This is a genomic window from Nitrospirillum viridazoti CBAmc, from assembly GCF_000730165.1.
Classification (GTDB): Bacteria; Pseudomonadota; Alphaproteobacteria; order Azospirillales; family Azospirillaceae; genus Nitrospirillum; species Nitrospirillum viridazoti.
On record NZ_CP022113.1, the window covers coordinates 723,193 to 741,914 of the forward strand.

Below are 18,722 nucleotides of genomic sequence, written 5' to 3' on the forward strand. Positions count from 1 at the left end.
CGGTATCAGACCACCTGCCGTGCCGCATCCAGGCGCAAGGTCAGGTCGGCACGGCCGGGCATTTCGGCCAGAATGTGCCGGGTCAGGCGTTCGTAGAACTGGATGAAGCGGCTGACCTGGTCGTCGGTCATGGTGCCGTCGGTGGGCTTGCCCGCCGCCCGCAGCTTGGCGCGCAGGCCCTCCTCCTGCTGGATGCGCCAGCCGCGCACCACGGCGAAGTCGGGGGCGGCCAGCAGGACCAGGGCGTCCAGCCGGCCGAACAGGCGCTGATAGTCTCCGGCCAGGGCGGCGTTCACATGCCGACGCCACTCCCCGCGGGCATCGCGGTCCCGCTCCAGCTCATTCACCGGCGCGGCCAGGTCGGCGGCATCCTGCGGCACGGCGCCCACGCACCAGCCTTCGAAGAGGACCACGTCCACCGGACCCTCGACCCAGGCGCCCTCGGCGGCGCGGCTGTCCACGGCCTTGTCGAAGCGGGGCAGCAGCGTCCGGCCCGGCGTCCCCAGCCCGTCCAGCGCCGCCAGGCCCAAGCGTACGTCATGTGTGCCGGGTACGCCGCGCGTGGCCAGCAAGGGATGGACGTCGCGGGCCAGGTCCTGCCGCTCCTCCTTGGTCAGGTACAGGTCGTCCAGCGACAGCACGGCGACCCGCAGGCCCGACGCCGCCAGCCGCTCGGCCAAGCCGTCGGCCAGGGTGGACTTGCCGCTGCCCTGGGCACCACAGATGCCCAGGATGAAGGGGCGGCGCGGCACCTCATCCAGGCGCCGGCGCAGCAGGCCCTCCACCAGGTCAAGCGACGCGGTCATGCGGCACCTCGCCTGCGAAGAAGCGGTCCAGGTTGGCGGCGACCCGCATGCCCATGGCGGTGCGCGTCTCCAGCGTGGCGCTGCCCAGGTGGGGCAGCAGCACGGCGTTGGGCAGGGCGATCAGGCCGGGGTTCACCGCCGGTTCCCCCTCGAACACGTCCAGGCCGGCCGCGGCGATGGCGCCGCTGGACAGGGCCGCGATCAGGTCCGCCTCGTTCACCACGGTGCCGCGCGCGGTGTTGACCAGGATGGCGGTGGGCTTCATGCGCGCCAGCAGGGCGGCGTTCACCAGATGGCGCGTGGCCGGCCCGCCGGGGCAATGCAGGGACAGGACATCCGAGGTGGCGGCCAATTCCTCCAGACTGTCGACATGGGTGGCGTCCAGGGCCGCCTCCACATCCGCATCGGCCCGGCGGCGGCTGTAATAGGCGATGGACAGGCCGAAGGCCCGGGCGCGGGCCGCCGTCGCCTGGGCGATACGGCCGAAGCCCACCAGGCCCAGCCGCTTGCCCGCCAGCCCCTGGCCCAGCAGGTGGGTCGGACGCCAGCCGGTCCACTGGCCGGCGCGCAGCTCCCGCTCCCCCTCGCCCGCGCGGCGGCTGGCCATCAGCATCAGCAGGATGGCCAGGTCCGCGGTGGCGTCGGTCAGCACGTCGGGCGTGTTGGTGACGACGATGCCGGCGGCCTTAGCCGCCTCCAGGTCGATATGCTCGAAGCCGGCGCCGAAGTTGCCCAGGATGCGCACCCGGGCATTGGGGACCGCCAGGATGGCGGCGCCAAGCCGGTCGGTGACCGTGGGGCAGATGGCGTCATATCGGCCCATGGCCTCGGTCAGTTCAGCGGCGCTCAACGGCCGGTCACTGGGGTCCACGGTGACGTCGTAGCGCTGGCGCAGGTGCGCCTCCACGGCGTCGGGCCAGCGGCGGGTCAGCAGGATCTTCGGGGGCATGGCGCTTCCTGTTCAGTCGGGGGACGGGACGGGCGGGCATCATAGCCCGATATCATTGCCCGTCACGCACGGCCCGCCATGTACGGCCACGACGGAGAAACCGGTCTGGGGATCGGCGGGGAGCGGCTCGGTCATCATCGGGGTCCTCAGCGCCGCCGGAACACGGGCGGCCGCTTCTCCTTGAAGGCGGCGCGCCCTTCCGCCGCGTCGGCGGTGGCGAAGCAGATGGTCTGCAGGTCGCGCTCATACGCCATGGCCTGGTCGAGGGGCATGGAGAAGGCGGCCCGCAGGTTCAGCTTGGCCGTTTCGGCCGCGATGGGCGCCCGGGCGGCGATGGTGGCGGCCAACGCCTGGGCGCGGGGCAGCAGGGCCGCCGGCTCCACCACCTCGCTGACCAGGCCCCAGGCCAGCGCCCGGGCGGCGTCGACCGGATCGCCTGTCATGATCATCAGGGCAGCGTTGGAGGCACCGATGGAATGGGCCAGGAAAGCCGCCATGCCGCCACCGCCGATCCAGCCCAGCTTGATCTCCGGTGCCGCGAATTGAGCGTTGGTCGCGGCGATGCGGATGTCGCAGGACAGTGCCGTCTCCAGCCCGCCGCCGAAGGCATAGCCGTTGACGGCGGCGATGGTGGGTTTCAGGCAATGGTGGATGGCATCGCAATAGTCGGCGCGGTTGCGGAAATCCCAGGGTGTCGCATAACTGTCCAGCTCCCTGATGTCCGACCCGCAGCAGAACGACCGTTCCCCTGCCCCGGTGATGACGACGGCGCGGATGGTGTCGCTGCCGTTGCATTCGGTGACGGCCCCGGTCAGGGCCTTTGCCATCTCCGGCGTGACGGAGTTCAGCTTCTGCGGGCGGTTGAGCGTCAGGGTGGCGACGTGGCCATCCACGCTGAACAACACTTCATCGGTCAATTCATCTCTCCATGCCCGGCTGGCGGGACGCGGCGTACAGGCTCTGCAAGTCGTCGATGACGGCGCCGTGCGACCGCCCGTCGGCCAGGGCGGCGCGGATCAGGGCCGACGCCGCGGTCTGGAAGGGGATGGCGCCGGGGTGGCGGGGCCGGACGAAGGCGGCCTCCAGCGTGGCGGCGGTGTCGCGGTAGAAGCCGCCCCACTGGTCGTTGACGCGCGCGTCGCCCCAGGCGGAGCGCAGGCTGGGCTGGCCGTCATGGTCGGGGATGAAACCGGCCTGGGCGCCGGCCGACATCAGCCAGCGCAGATGGTCCAGCAGGGCCGGGGTGATCTGGGCACGGGTGGTGATGCCGATGCCCGTGCCGCCCAGGGTCGATCCCGGCCGGCCACCGGGCGCCTGCCGGGGGGCGTCGGCATAGCGCAGCGGGTGGCAACCCGCCTCAGCGCGGGTGTAGTTGACATAGCCGTAGATCAGCGGGCACAGCGCCACGTCGTCCACCGCCGCCATGCGGGCCAGGATGCCGATGGGGTTCAGGTCGGCCAGCGCCGCCGGGCTGGCCGCCGCCAGCCGCGCCATCAGGTCCAGCGCCGCCATGCCCGTCGCCCGCCCGACGAAGCACTCGGGATCGGCCTCCGCCGGTGGTTCGCCCAGGGCCACGCAGATGGACTGGAACGACAGGGCCGCGTGCGGCCCGGCCAAGGACAGCGCCACGGGTCGCCGCCCGGACAGGGCCGCCACCTCCTCCCAGGTCGTCGGCGGCGGCCCGTCGACCAGGTCGGGGCGATAGGCCATCACCTGGGTGGCGGCATCCAGCGGCAGGGCCCAATGCCGGCCGGCGTAGCGATAACTGGACAGGCAGGGGCCGATGACGTCCCGGCCCCAGGCCGCGATCTCATCAACGCCGAACAGCGCCTCCAGCGGCACCAGGCCCTGGCCGGCCACGGCGTCGCCCACGTGGGGATGGTCCAGCACGATCAGGTCATAGCGCCGGCACAGTTCCGCGATGGGGTGCTTCTCGAAGTCCTCCAGCGAGTGGCGATCCCAGGACAGGGCCAGCCCGTCGCGCGCCGGGTCCAGCGCGCCGGCCGCCGCCGCCAGGGCGTTGTAGCCGCGCGGATGGTCCCAGGTCAGGGCACGGTAATGGGGGACACCATTCGGCATGGGAGGGCTCACGGCGCCCCCACGACACCGGCGGCCAGCAGCCGGTCGATATCCACCTGCGACAGGGACAGACCCTCCAGCACCTCGCGCGTGTGCTCACCCACCAGGGGGGCGCCACGGTCCAGCGCCGCCGGCGTCTTAGAGAAGCGGATGGGGAAGCCCGGCGTCTTCACCCGGCCTTCGGTCGGGTGATCATAGGTGATGAAGGTGCCGTTGTGGGCGATCTGCGGATCGGCCACCAGGTCGGCGTAGCCGTAGACCGGCCCGCACCAGATATCATGGGCGCGGAACAGCTCCAGCCACTCCGCCGAGCTGCGGCCCAGCAGCCGGATGCGGACGCAGGCGACGATCTCGTCCCGGAACTTCCAGCTGTCCGCCTCGTCGTTCAACCCCTGCAAAAACGGCTCGTCGATCAGCCGGCCCAGCTTGTCCAGGCCGGCCATGGCGACGACGATATAGCCGTCGGCCGTCTTGAACACGCCGTAGGGGGCGCGGATATAGCAATGGGCGTGCGCCTCGGCCGAGCGGGTCTGCGGCTTGTTGCCCACGGTGAAAACGGAAAGTTCCTGCATCTGGAGGGTGGTGATGGCGTCCAGCATGTTGACCTGGACCAACTGCCCCTCCCCCGTCCGCTCCCGGTGCAGCAGGGCGGCCAGCGCACCCTCGAACGCCGTGTAGGCGGTGATGGCATCCACCAGGTACTGGCCGGCCGGCTGCGGCGGCTGGTCGGCGCTGCCGGCCGACAGCATGGCGCCGGACAGCGCCTGCAACAGCAGGTCCTGCCCCGGGTAGTTCACATAAGGGCCATCCTCGCCATAGCCGGACATGGAGACATAGACCAGGCCCGGGTTGATGGCCGACAGCGTCTGATAATCCACGCCTAGGCGCTTGGCCACGCCGGGGCGGTAGTTCTGCAGGAAGACGTCGGCGTCCTTCACCAGGTCCAGCAGGATCTGCCGGCCCTCCGGCGCCTTCAGGTCCACGGCCAAGGAGCGCTTGTTGCGGTTCAGCGACAGGAAGGAGACGTTGATCTTGTTGCCGCTGGCGCCGCCGGCCGAGGCGTGGCGCTGCCATTCGCCGCTGGTCGGTTCCACCTTGATGACGTCGGCGCCGAGATCGCCCAGGCGCTGCGCCGCGAAAGGGCCGGCCATGGCGATGGAACAATCAAGAACGCGGTATCCGCTGAGGATGCCCATGATGGTGTCGTCCTAGGACAAATTGGAATGGAAGGAAGGGCGGCGGCCCAGGCAAAGGGCTCAGTGCATGACCCAGCCGCCGTCGACGTTCAGGGTCTGGCCGCTGATGAAGCCGGCGGCGTCCGACGCCAGGAAGGACAGGGCAGCCGCGATGTCTCCGGGGTGGCCGCGCCGCTTCACCGACTGGTGGTCCAGCACGAAGCGGGTGTAGCCCTCCGGATCCGGGTGGATCTTCTCCGCGTCCGTGGGGAAGGCGCCGGGGGACAGGGCGTTGACGGTAACGCCGTAGGCGCCGAATTCCCGCGCCCAGGCCCGCGTCAGGCCGACCAGGGCGCCCTTGGACGCGACGTAGGGCGACAGGTTGGCCCAGCCGCCGTAGAAGGTGATGCTGGCGATGTTGATGATGCGGCCCCAGCCCCGGGCCCGCATGTGGGGCAGCGCCACCTGCACCGCCACGATGCCGGCATCGACGTTCACGCGCTGGACCGCCTGGTGATCCTCAATGCTGTAGTCCTCGAACGGCTTGGCCGGATAGATCGCGGCGTTGTTGATGACGACATCCAGCCCGCCCAGTGCCGCCGCCTGGTCCGCCAGCAGGGCACGGAAACCCGTCAGGTCCGACAGGTCGGCCTGAAGGGGCACCAGCCGGCCGGCGCCGATGCCAGCGGCGGCATCCGCCAGGGCCGCCAGCTTGGCGGCGTCATGGTCGACGGCCAGCACTGTGGCGCCCTCGCGCAGGAAATGCAGGGTGGCGGGCAGGCCCAGGCCGCCGGCGGCACCGGTGTATAGGATGGTCTTGGCCCCAATGGACATCGGCTGCCTCCTCACGCGCGGGTGATGAGGCGGAAGTCGCCCGAGGGACAGGGATAGTCCGCGTCCGGTTGGCGGGCGATGGCCTGGATGCGCGCCACGGACGCGGCCACCAATGCGGCGTCCGGCAGGATGCGGAAGACGCTGTCGTAGCGCCGCTCCTCCCCGTGCTCCAGCCAGATCAGTTCATCGCGCCGCTTGGCGAAGGGCTTGCCGAAGACGTGGTTGGTGGAGGGCTCGATGCCCAGGGCATAGTGGCCCTGCTGCAGGTTCTGCCATTCATACATGGCCGGGAACTGGCGCTTGTCCGTCTCCACCTCCAGGCCGAAGCCGATGGCCTCGTTCACCAGGGCGACGGGCACGAGGGATTCGGCGTCGGCCGCCATCTCGTGCTGCCAGACCTGCTCATGGAAATTGCGCCGCGGCGCCGGCAGGGTGCGGTAGCCCACGCCCTGCTTGCGGTAATCGTCCCCGGCGTGGGAGGCCCAGACCACGTCACGGATGGGCGCCACATAGCGCGACCCTTCCGCCAGCACCGGGTGTCCGACGTTGATGTGGTAACAGTACATGTGCGGCGTGCGGTAGAAGCCATGGTTGACCACCCGGTCGTGCAGGCGGATTTCGTCCGTGCCCACCTTGGCCTCGATGCGGCGGATCAGGTGCAGGTCCTCCCCGAACACGGTGGACTGCTGCACCACGCCCTCCGCCCACAGCCAGCAGTCATCATCATCCCAGCGCTCGCCATAGCCGGTCAGGCGGGCGGGAATGGTGCCGACGCGGCCATGGAGGGAGGATTTGACGCTCGTGCGCGGGCCATAGACGTAATGGTCGGCCGCATCCTCATCCATGAACAGGATGTGGTCCAAGCCGCAGGTGACCAGCAGGCCGGAGAAGGAGCGGAACCAGCCCAAGCCGCCCTCCCCCTCATACTCATGCAGGCCGGGATGGCGGAAGCCGGACGGCGAATGCCAGCCGATGGCGCGGCCGTTATGCTCGCAATCCGCTATGTCCATGGCCCGGTCGACCAGGACGGTGAAGCGCAGCCCCGTGCCCGTGCGGAATTCCAGCAGGCGCACGCCGCGCTCGACACCATCGCCCAGGGTCATCAGCCGCACGCCGGCGAATTGGGAGAGGGAGCCCGTGTGGGCCGCGACATCGCGGCGGGACCAGACCTGTCCGTAAAGGCCGACCATTCCGTATCCTCCGTCAGTCCGGTCTTGAGGGCTTGCTTTTTTGGCGCTTGGATTTCGGGGATTAAGGCCTTCAAACGCGGCCTTGTCAATTCAGAAGCGCCATGTGATATCTCAGATTACGAAATAAAAACTTCAGAAGGTGCGGAATGAGCGACACACGCCGGCTGTGCTACACCGTGGACTTGCGGGATGACGCGGAGCTAATGGCCCGCTACAAGGCCTGGCATGGGCCGGGCGCCGTGCCGAAGCCGGTGGTCGACGCCATCCGGAAAGACGGCATCCGCGACCTGGAAATCTGGCTGTACGGGACGCGCATGGTGCTGATCATGGAGGTCGGCCCCGACTTCGACCCCGGGACCAAGGCGGCCAGCGACGCGGCCAACCCCGAGGTCCAGGAATGGGAGCGGCTGATGGGCACGTTCCAGCAGCCTCTGCCCGGCACACCGGCCGGCCAGACCTGGGTCGCCATGGAACGCATCCATTCCCTGAAGGAGCAGGCGTGACCAAAGACACGCCCGTGAACCCGGCGCCGTCAGCGCCGCGGCGCGTCGTCCTGCTGGATGCCTGAGCGTTCCATCACCGCCCGGGCGCCAACCGGCCAGGCGTCGCCCTTGACCTCGACATTGTCGACCAGACGGTTGTTGAGATAGTCGGTCAGCGTTCCCCGCGCCCGCCCGTCGCGGAACCAGTTGCCCGTGGCCAGATCGTCCATGGCCGTGCGACGGGGTAGGTTGAAGTCCAGGGTGTTGACGTTCAGCCAGACGTCGACCCTGTCGACGACGTTGTTGCGCACGGTCAGGTATCGCGACCCCTCGTCCAGGTAGATGCCGATGCCGCCGGGGACGTCGTAAATGTAATTCTCGGCGATCAGGCCGCCGGGATCGGCCGAAAGATGGTAGATGGCGCCGCCGTCCCCGTACCATTGCTTCACGGAATGCACGCGGTTCCCGAAGATGACGGCGTCGCGCAGGATGGTGGGTGTGTCGTAGACCAAATTGCCCGGCTGGTCATAATAGCCGCGTTCCCGCGTCCGATAGGCAGAGCTTCCGCCCGGGTCGTTGACGCCCCAGCCCCAGCCGACATCGATCCCGTCATAGGGCGTGTCCGACACGTCGTTATGCAGGATCACCGGTGCCGTCGCATAGGTGACCAGGATGGCCGCCTGCTCCCGATAGTCTTGTGACACGGTCCTGATCCGGTTGTTGCGGATCAGGATGTCGCGGACACCCATTTCGGGACGCGGCGGATGGTGGGCATCCGGCGTGACGCCGCCCACCATGATGGCGCTGCCGGACAGGTCGGTGAACAGGTTGCGCGATACCTCGACGGCGATGGCGCCTAGCCCGATGCCGCTGTCATTGGCATCGGCGTTGTTGCCGATGCCCAGCGCCACCTGCCCCAGATGTGCGAACTCGCCCCCCTCGAACAGGATGCGGGTCGCGGCGGCCACCTGGATCGCCGCCGGCTGCTGGCGCCAGTGGTTGCGGGCGGCCTCGAACGCCCAGCAGCCCCACGAGCAGTCCTGTATCGGCTCCTGAGGATAGTCGGGAAGCTGGCCGGCCAGGAAGGCGCCGCTCTGCTGGCTGGCATAGCCCTGCGGGCCGGATGGTTCCAGCCAGCTGGTATGCTGGAAGCTCACCCCCTTGAACTGCAGATCCTTGACCGGCGTGTCATAGGTGCCGGCGATGGAGATCAGCATCGACAGGCGCGGCAAAACCACCGACGCCGTGCCCAAGTCCTCCCCGGCGCGGGGCTTGTAGTAAAGGCGACCGGCGGCCGGGTCGGCGTACCACTGGCCGGGTTCACGCAGGAAGGCCAGGGCGTTGACCAGGAAAAGCCGGGCGGAAGCCTCGGAAACCGGCCGGGCGATGGTGTCATAGCCGATGATGTTGTTCCGCCAACCCGGCTGCTGCATGACGATGCGGTCGCCCTCGATCCGTTCCACCATCGCGTGCCGGTCGGTGAACCAGCCCGTACCCTCGACCTCGATCCGCTTCTGGTCCGGCACATCGGCCAGGCCCCGCCAGGCCGGATCGACGATCTCCATCCCCCAGTCGTGGAAGCGGAAGGCCTGGCGCCCCACCTCCAGCGTCGCCCGACGGGCCAGCCGGTCATTGACCCAGATCTGGCGCGGGTCGACGCCGCGCGGGATGTCGGCCGCCCATATCCCCTTGGCCGGGTCGGACAACCGCCAGCCGGTCACCCTGTCGCCACCGGAAATCACCGGCTTGGCCCCGTCCGCCGCCTCCCAGCGCACCAGATGCCCCGCCTGCCCGCCATCGGCCGCGGAGAAGCGCAGCGGCTCCGCCAGGCGATAAACCCCGTCGGCTAGCCGCACGACGACGTCCCGGTCGCGGTTCAGGTCCCGCACGGCGGCCTGGGCACGGGCCGGCGTGGCGAAGGGATGGGCCGGCGACCCGTCGCCCGTGTCGGACCCGGTGGGCGATACCCACAGGACCACGGGCGGCGATGGGGGCCGTTGCGGGATCTTGATGGTGGCCAGCAGCTTTTCCCCGTACAGCCGTTCCGGCTGATGGCCGGGGGGCAGGCCTGGGACGGGCAACTCGGGGGTGGGCCGGTCGGCAGTGGATGGTGTCTGCGACCACCCCGGCGCCGATGTCAAAAGCAAGGCCAACAGGCCGAGACGCGCCGCATATGATCCCATCGCTCACCCCCCTTTACAGGCTTGTTTTCAAGACGCCGGCCGCTTCAGCGTACCGACCGGATCGGCAACACGAAGAACGAAGAGGCGAAGACGAAGAGGATGGCCGCGATGAACAGCACGCTGTAATCGCCACCGGACAAGCCCAGCAACCAGGCCGACATGACGGGGCTGATGGCCTGCGGAATATTGATGGCCGTGGTCAGGATGCCCAGGTCCTTGCCGGTGGACCCGGTGTCGCGGGGCAGCACCTGCGTCATCAGCGCCATGTCCACCGCCGTGAACGCGCCGTAGCCCAGCCCGACGATACCGGCATAGAGGTACATCCCCTCCACCGTCGGGGTGATCAGCGGGACCACGCAGGCCGCCGCCATGATGACGGAGGAGAAGAAGACGAAGGGCTTGCGCCGCCCCACCCTGTCCGACAGGAAGCCGGAGACCAGGCCGGAAAACAGCAGCATGACGAAGGTGATGGCGGAAATGTTGCCGATGACGACGTTGGCCTGGTCCACCGACAGCTTGATGTAGTCCCGCAGGATGTAGAGCTGGTAGGTCACCACCCCCTGGTATCCCATGTAGATCGTGAAGCGGCCCAGGAAGGCCCAGCCGAAATCGGGATACTGGCGCGGATCGATCCAGAAGCTGCGCAGGAAGCCCGGCAGGCTGAAGGGCGCGGGCTTGAGATGCTCGGACGGCACCTCACGGTTCAGGAAAACGAAGGCGACGCAGCAGGCCGCGACGGCCAGGGCGAAGACCAGGTAGCCCAGCACCAGCTGGCTGGCCAGTTGCCCCGCCACGATGATACCCACCGTGCCGCCGGCCGTCATGCCGGCCCCGATGAAGCCCGAGGCGGTCCCCCGGTTGGCCGGCGCGAAGCGGTCGGCCACCACGGTGGACAGCGGCCCCTGCATGGCGTTGTAGGCGATGGCCGCCATCACCCACAGCACGGTGATGGACCACAGGGACGTGACCAGCGACACGCCGAACAGGCACATGGATCCGATGAGGGAGGCCAGCGCGATCCACGGCGACCGCCGGCCCCAGCGCGACCGGGTGCGGTCGGACAAGGCGCCGGCGATGGGGGTGGTCAGCGTCGAGAAGATGGACGTGATGGACATGACGATGGCGAGGTTCGCCGCCTTCGCCGCCGGATCCAGCGCCGCCACCTGGTTGGGCAGCAGCACCGAGATGACCCCGTTGTAGAGGGCCAGCAGCACGAAGAAATTGATCAGCAGCGACCAGAGCAGGACCCAACGCCGCCGACCCGCGACATGCTGGCTGGTGTCTTCCGCCGGGGCGGAAGGAAGGGGGACGTCCATGGGAATGTCGCTCATCTTTGGTTGATCTCTCCCTGACTGCCATCCTGACCGGCCCTCTTGGGTGGGGCCGCTGTCGATCGAGTGCCTATCGATGCATTATTCGCCGCCCAGCCGGTAGACCCGCCGCGCCGTCTGCCGGCAGACGGCGTCCCGCTCCGGCTGGGTCCAGCCCGCGGCGATGTCCTGAAACACCGCCAGCCACGCCGGGTAGCCGCCGGCCAGGTCCACCACCGGCCAGTCGCCGCCGAACAGGCAGCGCCCAGCGCCGAAGCAGGCCAGGACATGGTCGATGTAGGGCCGCAAATCCTCCGCCCGCCAGCCGTCCCACCGCGCCTGGGTGGTCAGGCCGGAGATCTTGCAAGCTAGGTTGGGGAAGCGCGCCAGTCGGGCCAGGGCGTCGGCCCAGCCCTCGGCCTGGATGTCGCCGCCGTGGGTGGCGATGTCGGGCTTGCCCAGGTGATCCAGCACGGTGACGGCATCCGGCACCACCGCGTACAGATGGTCCAAGGCATGGGCCAGATTCTGCAGCTGCGGCGCGCGGGCGCAGATGTCCAGGCTGAACCCTGCCTTCGCGGCCCGCATCATGCCGTCCAGGTGGTCAGGGTCGGTGACGAAGGCCAACGGTTCGTTCTGCACCGACCGGCGCACGCCCCGCACCAGCGGCCGTGCGGCCAGGGCGTCGATCACCGCCTGCGCCCCCGCCCCCCGTTCCAAAGGCGCGAAGGCCACGATGCCGCCCACCGGCACCCGATCCGCCAGGCCGGCGACCCAGTCCACTTCATCCAGCGCCTGGGCCGGATCGCAGTCCGCCTGCACGAACACCGCCTGCTCGATAGGCAATCCCAACGCCGCCCATTCCGCCGGGGTGTGCGGCCCGGCGATTGAGGGAACGTGGGACAGCCAGTCGTAGTGCAGGCGCGCCGGATCCCAGAGGTGCAGATGGGCGTCGATCAGCATGGGCTTATCCCGCGCGCCAGGCGAACTTGCGGCGGGGCGGCGCCCAGGTCGGCGCGGGCCAGGATGGCCGGCCGGCGCCAAACGCGCCGCGCCTCCTCGCTCAGCACCAGGCCGTGGCCCGGCGCCTCCCGGCCGTAAATGTAGCCGTCCTCCATGCGGTAGCTCTCCTCCACCAGATGGTCGAAGTTCTGGTAGGAGTATTCCAGCCACTCGACCTCCGGCAGGGCCAAGGCCATGTTGACGCCGACCTCCAGGAAGGAGTTGCCCAAAGTCACCGGCACCACCTTCTCCGCCGCCAGCCAACCGATGCGCATGACGTCGGTGACGTGGCCGTGGACGTTCAGCATGTCGGCCCCGCCCGCCTCGATCAGCGCCCGCTTGCCCGACACGTCCAGATATTCGCCGCTGTTGATCAGGGTGCGGCCGGCCGTCTGGCGCAGCAGGCGCAGGCCGTCGAAATCGTTGCGCTGGATGGGATCCTCCAGCCAGAAGATCTCATGCCCGGCCTTGCGCATCAGTTCCAGGTTCAGGATGGCCTGCTTGGGCGACCAGGCCTCGTTGGCGTCCACCATCACGGTGGCGTCAGGCCCCACGGCCTGCTTCAGCAGATTCAGGCGGTGGATGTCGCGCCCGATCTCCGGATGGCCCACCTTGATCTTGAAGGCGGTGAAACCCTCGGACGCGGCATGGGCGAACAAGTCCTGGAACGCCCCGTCGTCCAGGTGGAAATCCAGGCCGGAAGCATAGGCGCGCACCTTCTGCTTGCGCGCACCCAGCAACCGCCACAGCGGCAGGCCCACCGACTTGGCGAACAGATCCCAGACGGCCTGCTGCAACGCCTCCTCGAACGGCAGGGTGTAGCGCCGGGCGATGCCGCCGCGCGGCCGGGTCACCCGATGGGCCAGGGCGCCGGACTGCTGCCCCTCCACCCCGGGCCACACCTCCGACTGGAAGACGCGGATGATCTCGGCTTCTTCCGGCAGGGGGAAGAACAGCGACTGGACGAAGCCCAGGCCCACCGAGCCATCGGAACCGACCAGTTCCAGGGCTGCGACATGAACGTCATCGGTACGGACTTGGCTATCCCCGATGACCCGATCTCGGGCAAACTGGAATCGTGTGATGCGGAAGTCGACGATCTGCATTTTCACCGCTACACTCTATTCAGATATCGATATCTGAAATATCAGGACACGAATTAGATATGGCAGCGGCACGCAAAAAGCAAGCGGCAAACGCGGCGGTCGAGGACACCGGCAGTGCCCCGGAGGGCAAGCGCCTGAGTGAGATCGCCTATAGCGCCATCCTGGAAGGGCTGTTCGCCCGCAAGGTGCCGGCCGGCGCCTTCGTGTCGCAGAATGACCTGGTGCAGTTGCTGGGCATCCCGGTGCAGCCCTTGCGCGACGCGCTGCGCGTGCTGGAGGCGGAAGGGGTGCTGACCATCCATCCCCGCTCCGGCATCCAGTTCCTGAAGCCGGACTTCGAATTCGCCCGATCCACCTATCAGTTCCGCTCCATCATAGAGCGCGCGGCCGCCCGCACCTATGCGGAAACCGGCGACGCGGCGGAAATCGCGGCCCTGTTGGCCGACCACCAGGCGCTGATCGCCGCCATAGAGAAGGACGGCCTGACCCCCGCCCTGACCCAGACGCTGGAGGGGCTGGAGCAGCGTTTCCACGGCGCCATGATCGCCTGCCTGCGCAACCCGCTGATCGAGACGACGGCCCGCCGCCTGAAGAACTACGTCACCCTGATCCGGCTGGAACGGCTGATCACCCAGCCGCTGGCCCTGCGTACCTTGAATGAGCATATCGAGGTGCTGCGGGCCTGCACCGACCGCGACGGCGACCGGGCGGAGGCGGCGCTGACCGTACACTTCCAGGCGGCCCTGCAACGCATCCTGGGCATGTTCTGAGTCGGCAGTCGCGTGCCGTTGACATATGAAATGACGTATCTAATATATCAGTTGCGACTCAACCGTCTCAACCGAATGGATACGTGATGAAACTGGCCCGTTACGGCGCCCCCGGCCATGAACGCCCCGCCCTGCTGGATGCCCAGGGCGCCCCGCGCGACCTGACCGGCATCGTCGACGACATCGCTGGCGACGTGCTGACCAGCGCCGGCCTGGCGCGGCTGGCCGCCATCGATCCCGCCACGCTGCCCGCCCTGCCGGCGGGCCAGCGCATCGGGCCGGCCATCGGGCGCGTGGGCAAGATGATCTGCGTGGGCCTGAATTTCCGCGACCATGCGGCGGAATCCAACCTGCCCCTGCCCAACCAGCCCATCATCTTCATGAAGGCCACCACCGCCATCTGCGGCCCCAACGACGACATCGTCATCCCCTACGGCTCGGTGAAGACGGATTGGGAGGTGGAGCTGGGCGTGGTCATCGGCGACACCGCCCGCCATGTGCCGCTGGAAAAGGCGCTGGACCACGTGGCCGGCTATGTCCTGATCAACGACCTGTCGGAGCGTGAATTCCAGCTGGAGCATGGCGGCCAATGGGTGAAGGGCAAGAGCTGCGACACCTTCGGCCCCATCGGCCCCTTCCTGGCGACCAAGGACGACATCCCCGACCCGCAGGCCCTGGGCATGTGGCTGACGGTCAACGGCCACCGCTACCAGAACGGCACCTCGGCGGAGATGGTGTTCGGCGTGGCCCACCTGGTCAGCTACATCAGCCGCTACATGACCCTGATGCCGGGTGACGTCATCAGCACGGGCACCCCCGCCGGCGTGGGCCTGGGCCAGACCCCGCCCACCTATCTCAAGCCCGGCGACGTGATCGAGCTGGGCATCGACGGCCTGGGCACGCAGCGCCAGCGCACCGTGGCCTGGAGCACGGCCCAGAACACGGTGGAATAGCATGGCGCTGGACCCCTCTTCCCTGGGCGCGCTCGGCTTCGGGGCCGCGCCCATCGGCAACCTCTACCGCGCCATGCCGGAGGAGGACGCCGAGGCCACCATCCGGTCGGCCCTGGAGGCCGGCATCCGCTACCTCGACACCGCCCCGCACTATGGCTTCGGCCTGTCGGAGAAACGGCTGGGCCGCGCCCTGTCCGCCTTGGACCCGGAGGGGAAGCTCATCCTCTCCACCAAGGTGGGCCGGCGGCTGGACCCGGTGCCGGACGCCGACCGAACCCAGGTACGCCAGGGCTTCGTGACGCCGGAACCATTCGAGAGCCGCTTCGACTATTCCTACGACGCGGTCATGCGCTCCTATGAGGCCAGCCGGCAACGGCTGGGGCGGGAGCGCATCGACATCCTCTATGTCCACGACATCGGCCGTTACGTCCACGGCGACCGCCATGCGGAGACGTTCCGCCAGTTCATGGCGGGCGGCTACCGCGCACTGCGGGAGCTGCGCGACGGCCGGGCCGTGGGCGCCATCGGCCTGGGCGTGAACGAGTGGGAGGTCTGCGTCGAGGCGCTGGCCCACGGTGATTACGACCTGATGCTGCTGGCCGGCCGCTATACCCTGCTGGACCAGTCGTCGCTGGACCTGTTCCTGCCGCTGTGCGCGCAGCGGGGCGTCAGCATCGTCATCGGCGGCCCCTACAACTCCGGCATCCTGGCCACCGGCGTGAAGGGCCCCGGCCCCATCCACTACCAATATCAGCCGGCCCCGCCCGACATCGTGGCCCGCGTGGCCGCCATCGAGGCGGTGTGCGACGCCCACGGCGTGCCCCTCGCGGCGGCGGCCCTGCAATTCCCCCTGGCCCACGGCCAGGTGGTCTCCGTCATCCCGGGGATGGACAGTCCGCGCCAGGTGGAACGGGCCGTCAGCCTGGTCCGCCACCCCATCCCCACCGCCCTGTGGGCGGACCTGAAACACCAGGGCCTGCTGCGCGCCGATGCGCCGGTGCCTGTTTAATCAGGCCGCTCCAGTCCGCTGACGCTCCCCGCAAAACTGCGGCGGATGCGGTCGCATCCTGCGGCGGCATGGGGCATGCCGCTGACATCACCTGAAGGAAACACCATCATGGGACGCCTTGAAGGCAAGACCGCCATCGTCACCGCCGCCGGCCAGGGCATCGGCCGCTCCAGTGCCGAGCTGTTCGCCCGCGAGGGCGCGCGGGTCATCGCGCTGGACATCAACCCCGAAACGCTGGCCAGCATGACAGGCGTGGAGACCCGCACCCTGAACCTGCTGGACGGCGCGGCCATCCAGGCGCTGGCCGAAGACATCGGCGGCATCGACGTGCTGTTCAACTGTGCCGGCTATGTCCACGCCGGCACGCTGGCCACGACGGCGGAGAAGGACCTGGACTTCTCCTACGACCTGAACGTCAAGGCGGCCTTCCGCATGATCCAGGCCTTCCTGCCCGCCATGATCGCGCGCGGCGGCGGCTCCATCGTCAACATGTCGTCGGTGGCGGGCTCCGTCCTGGGCGTGGCCAACCGCTTCGCCTACGGCGTGACCAAGGCCGCCGTCATCGGCCTGACCAAGTCGGTCGCCGTGGACTTCGTAGGCCGGAACATCCGCTGCAACGCCATCTGCCCCGGCACGGTGCAGTCGCCCTCGCTGGATGAGCGGCTGGCCGCGACGGGCGATGCCGACGCCGCCCGCGCCGCCTTCGTCGCCCGCCAGCCCATGGGCCGCATCGGCCGGCCGGAGGAGATCGCGGAACTGGCGCTCTATCTCGCCTCCGACCTTTCCTCCTACACTACCGGCACGATCAACGTCATCGACGGCGGCTGGTCGAACGCGTGACGCCGTTGCCGACGTTCGATACCGGTGGCATGAGGTTCTCATGCCACTGTAGGACGCGACCGCGGCCGCCGGAGATTTCCGGGGAACGCAGTGGACTGGAAATCGAGGAAGCCAAGCGGCCGGATGGCCGCGCCCGGCGATTGAGGGGCGGCCTTTGATCGGTCACGATCAAAGGGCAAGATGGAGACTCCCGCATGATCATTTCCTCTCCGCGTGATTTCCGGGAAGCGGCCAGGCGCCGCCTCCCCCGCTTCCTGTTCGACTATGCCGACGGCGGTGCGGGGACGGAGCAGACGATGCGCCGCAACGTTGACGACCTTGCCGACCTGGCGCTGCGCCAGCGCGTGCTGAAGAACGTGGCCGACATCACGCTGGGCACCCGCCTGTTCGGGCAGGACGTCGCCCTGCCCGTGGCCCTGGGGCCGGTCGGCATCGCCGGCATGTTCCGCCGGCGGGGGGAGGTGCAAGCGGCCCGCGCCGCCAACCGGGCGGGCCTGCCCTTCTGCCTGTCCACCGTCTCCATCTGCTCATTGGCGGAGGTGGCGGCGGGCACGGACGGGCCGCTGTGGTTCCAGCTCTACGTCATCCGCGACCGCGGCTTCATGCGCGAGCTGCTGGCCAACGCCAAGGCGCTGGGGGCCAAGGCCCTGGTGTTCACGGTGGACATGCCGGTGCCCGGCACCCGCTACCGCGACGCGCATTCCGGCATGTCCGGTCCCAACGCGCCGCTGCGCCGCATGCTGCAGGCCGTGGCCAAGCCCGCCTGGGCCTGGGACGTGGGCCTGCACGGCCGTCCCCACCGGCTGGGCAACCTGGAGCCGGTGCTGGGCGACAAGAGCGGCCTGAACGACTACATGGGCTGGCTGGGTTCCAACTTCGACCCGTCCATCTGCTGGCAGGACCTGGAGTGGATCCGCCAGGGCTGGGACGGCCCCCTGATCATCAAGGGCATCCTGGACCCAGACGACGCCCGCGCGGCCGCCGACATCGGCGCCGACGGCATCGTCGTCTCCAACCACGGCGGCCGGCAGCTGGACGGCGTGCTGTCCTCGGCCAAGGCCCTGCCCGCCATCGCCGACGCGGTGGGCGACCACCTGACCGTGCTGGCCGACGGCGGCGTCCGCTCCGGCCTGGATGTGGTGCGCATGCTGGCCCTGGGCGCCAAGGGCGTCCTGCTGGGCCGCGCCTGGCTCTATGCCATGGCCGCGCGCGGCGAGGCCGGGGTCACCCAGCTGCTGGAGATCTACGCCAAGGAAATGAAGGTCGCCATGGCGCTCACCGGCGTGCGCGGCGTGGGGGAGATCGACCGATCGATCCTGGCGTGAGGATGGGGCGCCGTGGTGGAGCTGCTGTCCGGATACGGCGGTCACCTTGTGGTGAGAGCGATCCCGTGCGCTTTGCAGAAATTCTCTATCCAGACGCCCTGGCGACGATGCCCATCCTTCCATAGGGCGGCGGCATAGCTCTCGGGGGTATGGCCGGTTGCGTTCCGTCGACGTACGACGGTGCCATCCGCCTCGGCGCGCACATAGGCTGCGCAGACGGCAGCTTCATCATGCCCGTGCTCCAAGAGCAACCTTCGCACCATCTCGCGCTGTCCAGCCATGGGCCCCCTCGTTCACCTTGTGATCAGTCGACCAAGCCATCAAAGGGACTGAGCGCCTGGTCGAGGGCCATTACAGGCCTTACCCATTGTCCCGCGCCAACCGCAGCGACAGTTCTTGCTGCGAGTACCAGCTCGCCAATTTCTGGCGCCAATGAGATGGCCAGCTTCAGAAGCTCACGATGGCTTAACTTTGGGGCCGCATCAATGGCCGCTTGGATGGCCTCGGCCGCGGCTGGGGTAATGTTTTGGCCGCTTCGGGCAAAAGCGTCGGACGCAGCCCCAACCATTTCGTCCGATAGCGGAATTGGCAAAATTGCAAAACTGCGTGACATATCATCTCTCCTGCGAAAGACGCCGTTTCAGCAGCCAGTTGCCGGCGGCTGCCTCTCGCGCCGCGCGCCTTGCTCATGGTGCCCGTCGCTTCTTCG

The 18,722-nt window shown here is 68.7% G+C and carries 18 protein-coding genes; 6 read left to right on the top strand and 12 right to left on the bottom strand.

What is annotated here, in order from left to right; all coding sequences use genetic code 11:
• Positions 1-5: 5 nt before the first annotated feature.
• The 7 genes from Y958_RS30760 to Y958_RS30790 form a co-directional block, all read right to left on the bottom strand.
• Positions 6-806, bottom strand: a complete 801-nt coding sequence (locus tag Y958_RS30760) for a kinase (RefSeq protein WP_088875691.1) — start codon at positions 804-806, stop codon at positions 6-8.
• Positions 790-1,755, bottom strand: a complete 966-nt coding sequence (locus Y958_RS30765) for a 2-hydroxyacid dehydrogenase (protein WP_088875692.1) — start codon at positions 1,753-1,755, stop codon at positions 790-792. Before Y958_RS30765 ends, Y958_RS30760 begins: the two co-directional genes overlap by 17 nt.
• 146 nt (positions 1,756-1,901) lie before the next feature.
• Positions 1,902-2,672, bottom strand: a complete 771-nt coding sequence (locus tag Y958_RS30770) for an enoyl-CoA hydratase/isomerase family protein (protein ID WP_088875693.1) — start codon at positions 2,670-2,672, stop codon at positions 1,902-1,904.
• A gap of 1 nt (position 2,673) precedes the next feature.
• On the bottom strand, positions 2,674-3,834 hold the full coding sequence (locus Y958_RS30775) for an extracellular solute-binding protein (protein ID WP_088875694.1): 1,161 nt from the start codon (positions 3,832-3,834) through the stop codon (positions 2,674-2,676).
• An 8-nt stretch (positions 3,835-3,842) separates the two neighbouring features.
• Positions 3,843-5,030, bottom strand: a complete 1,188-nt coding sequence (locus tag Y958_RS30780) for a CaiB/BaiF CoA transferase family protein (RefSeq protein WP_088875695.1) — start codon at positions 5,028-5,030, stop codon at positions 3,843-3,845.
• Positions 5,031-5,090: 60 nt separating this feature from the next.
• Complete coding sequence (locus Y958_RS30785; RefSeq protein ID WP_088875696.1) at positions 5,091-5,843, bottom strand: SDR family NAD(P)-dependent oxidoreductase; 753 nt, start codon at positions 5,841-5,843, stop codon at positions 5,091-5,093.
• A gap of 11 nt (positions 5,844-5,854) precedes the next feature.
• A complete protein-coding gene (locus Y958_RS30790; RefSeq protein WP_088875697.1) occupies positions 5,855-7,033 on the bottom strand; it encodes an aldose 1-epimerase family protein in 1,179 nt (392 codons plus the stop codon).
• Between the two features lie 146 nt (positions 7,034-7,179).
• On the opposite strand from Y958_RS30790, the gene Y958_RS30795 reads away from it, so the two are divergent.
• Positions 7,180-7,536, top strand: a complete 357-nt coding sequence (locus Y958_RS30795) for an L-rhamnose mutarotase (RefSeq protein ID WP_088875698.1) — start codon at positions 7,180-7,182, stop codon at positions 7,534-7,536.
• A 29-nt stretch (positions 7,537-7,565) separates the two neighbouring features.
• On the opposite strand, the gene Y958_RS30800 is transcribed toward Y958_RS30795, so the two are convergent.
• The 4 genes from Y958_RS30800 to Y958_RS30815 all read right to left on the bottom strand — a co-directional run bounded on the left by Y958_RS30800 (position 7,566) and on the right by Y958_RS30815 (position 13,116).
• Complete coding sequence (locus Y958_RS30800; RefSeq protein WP_088875699.1) at positions 7,566-9,698, bottom strand: right-handed parallel beta-helix repeat-containing protein; 2,133 nt, start codon at positions 9,696-9,698, stop codon at positions 7,566-7,568.
• A 44-nt stretch (positions 9,699-9,742) separates the two neighbouring features.
• Positions 9,743-11,029 (bottom strand): MFS transporter, encoded by a 1,287-nt coding sequence (locus Y958_RS30805; RefSeq protein ID WP_088875700.1) that lies wholly within the window; start codon positions 11,027-11,029, stop codon positions 9,743-9,745.
• Between the two features lie 81 nt (positions 11,030-11,110).
• Positions 11,111-11,971, bottom strand: coding sequence for an amidohydrolase family protein (locus tag Y958_RS30810; protein WP_211098822.1), 861 nt, complete (start codon positions 11,969-11,971; stop codon positions 11,111-11,113).
• Positions 11,965-13,116 carry a mandelate racemase/muconate lactonizing enzyme family protein gene (locus tag Y958_RS30815; RefSeq protein WP_088875701.1) on the bottom strand — a complete coding sequence of 384 codons (1,152 nt, stop codon included), beginning with the start codon at positions 13,114-13,116 and terminating at the stop codon, positions 11,965-11,967. Before Y958_RS30815 ends, Y958_RS30810 begins: the two co-directional genes overlap by 7 nt.
• Before the next feature lie 59 nt (positions 13,117-13,175).
• Between Y958_RS30815 and Y958_RS30820 the strand changes: the two genes are divergently transcribed.
• From Y958_RS30820 to lldD, 5 genes are all read left to right on the top strand, one after another.
• Entirely contained in the window at positions 13,176-13,886 is a 711-nt protein-coding gene (locus Y958_RS30820) for a GntR family transcriptional regulator (protein ID WP_088875702.1), read from the top strand.
• 86 nt (positions 13,887-13,972) lie between these two features.
• Complete coding sequence (locus Y958_RS30825; RefSeq protein ID WP_088875703.1) at positions 13,973-14,839, top strand: fumarylacetoacetate hydrolase family protein; 867 nt, start codon at positions 13,973-13,975, stop codon at positions 14,837-14,839.
• A 1-nt stretch (position 14,840) separates the two neighbouring features.
• Complete coding sequence (locus Y958_RS30830; RefSeq protein WP_088875704.1) at positions 14,841-15,848, top strand: aldo/keto reductase; 1,008 nt, start codon at positions 14,841-14,843, stop codon at positions 15,846-15,848.
• A gap of 108 nt (positions 15,849-15,956) precedes the next feature.
• Complete coding sequence (locus Y958_RS30835; RefSeq protein WP_211098823.1) at positions 15,957-16,688, top strand: SDR family oxidoreductase; 732 nt, start codon at positions 15,957-15,959, stop codon at positions 16,686-16,688.
• Between the two features lie 194 nt (positions 16,689-16,882).
• Entirely contained in the window at positions 16,883-18,013 is a 1,131-nt protein-coding gene (gene lldD / locus Y958_RS30840; RefSeq protein ID WP_088875705.1) for an FMN-dependent L-lactate dehydrogenase LldD, read from the top strand.
• 304 nt (positions 18,014-18,317) lie between these two features.
• Here the strand turns inward: lldD and Y958_RS31760 are convergent, their stop codons facing one another.
• Positions 18,318-18,626, bottom strand: a complete 309-nt coding sequence (locus Y958_RS31760) for a hypothetical protein (RefSeq protein WP_145727784.1) — start codon at positions 18,624-18,626, stop codon at positions 18,318-18,320.
• Between the last annotated feature and the right edge of the window lie 96 nt (positions 18,627-18,722).

What these genes read in the sequence shown, in the direction of transcription:
- Y958_RS30760 (WP_088875691.1), bottom strand. Translation starts at nt 806, where the DNA reads ATGACCGCGTCGCTTGACCTGGTGGAGGGCCTGCTGCGCCGGCGCCTG.
- Y958_RS30765 (WP_088875692.1), bottom strand. Translation starts at nt 1,755, where the DNA reads ATGCCCCCGAAGATCCTGCTGACCCGCCGCTGGCCCGACGCCGTGGAG.
- Y958_RS30775 (WP_088875694.1), bottom strand. Translation starts at nt 3,834, where the DNA reads ATGCCGAATGGTGTCCCCCATTACCGTGCCCTGACCTGGGACCATCCG.
- Y958_RS30780 (WP_088875695.1), bottom strand. Translation starts at nt 5,030, where the DNA reads ATGGGCATCCTCAGCGGATACCGCGTTCTTGATTGTTCCATCGCCATG.
- Y958_RS30785 (WP_088875696.1), bottom strand. Translation starts at nt 5,843, where the DNA reads ATGTCCATTGGGGCCAAGACCATCCTATACACCGGTGCCGCCGGCGGC.
- Y958_RS30790 (WP_088875697.1), bottom strand. Translation starts at nt 7,033, where the DNA reads ATGGTCGGCCTTTACGGACAGGTCTGGTCCCGCCGCGATGTCGCGGCC.
- Y958_RS30795 (WP_088875698.1), top strand. Translation starts at nt 7,180, where the DNA reads ATGAGCGACACACGCCGGCTGTGCTACACCGTGGACTTGCGGGATGAC.
- Y958_RS30800 (WP_088875699.1), bottom strand. Translation starts at nt 9,698, where the DNA reads ATGGGATCATATGCGGCGCGTCTCGGCCTGTTGGCCTTGCTTTTGACA.
- Y958_RS30805 (WP_088875700.1), bottom strand. Translation starts at nt 11,029, where the DNA reads ATGAGCGACATTCCCATGGACGTCCCCCTTCCTTCCGCCCCGGCGGAA.
- Y958_RS30810 (WP_211098822.1), bottom strand. Translation starts at nt 11,971, where the DNA reads ATGCTGATCGACGCCCATCTGCACCTCTGGGATCCGGCGCGCCTGCAC.
- Y958_RS30815 (WP_088875701.1), bottom strand. Translation starts at nt 13,116, where the DNA reads ATGCAGATCGTCGACTTCCGCATCACACGATTCCAGTTTGCCCGAGAT.
- Y958_RS30820 (WP_088875702.1), top strand. Translation starts at nt 13,176, where the DNA reads ATGGCAGCGGCACGCAAAAAGCAAGCGGCAAACGCGGCGGTCGAGGAC.
- Y958_RS30825 (WP_088875703.1), top strand. Translation starts at nt 13,973, where the DNA reads ATGAAACTGGCCCGTTACGGCGCCCCCGGCCATGAACGCCCCGCCCTG.
- Y958_RS30830 (WP_088875704.1), top strand. Translation starts at nt 14,841, where the DNA reads ATGGCGCTGGACCCCTCTTCCCTGGGCGCGCTCGGCTTCGGGGCCGCG.
- Y958_RS30835 (WP_211098823.1), top strand. Translation starts at nt 15,957, where the DNA reads ATGGGACGCCTTGAAGGCAAGACCGCCATCGTCACCGCCGCCGGCCAG.
- lldD (WP_088875705.1), top strand. Translation starts at nt 16,883, where the DNA reads ATGATCATTTCCTCTCCGCGTGATTTCCGGGAAGCGGCCAGGCGCCGC.
- Y958_RS31760 (WP_145727784.1), bottom strand. Translation starts at nt 18,626, where the DNA reads ATGTCACGCAGTTTTGCAATTTTGCCAATTCCGCTATCGGACGAAATG.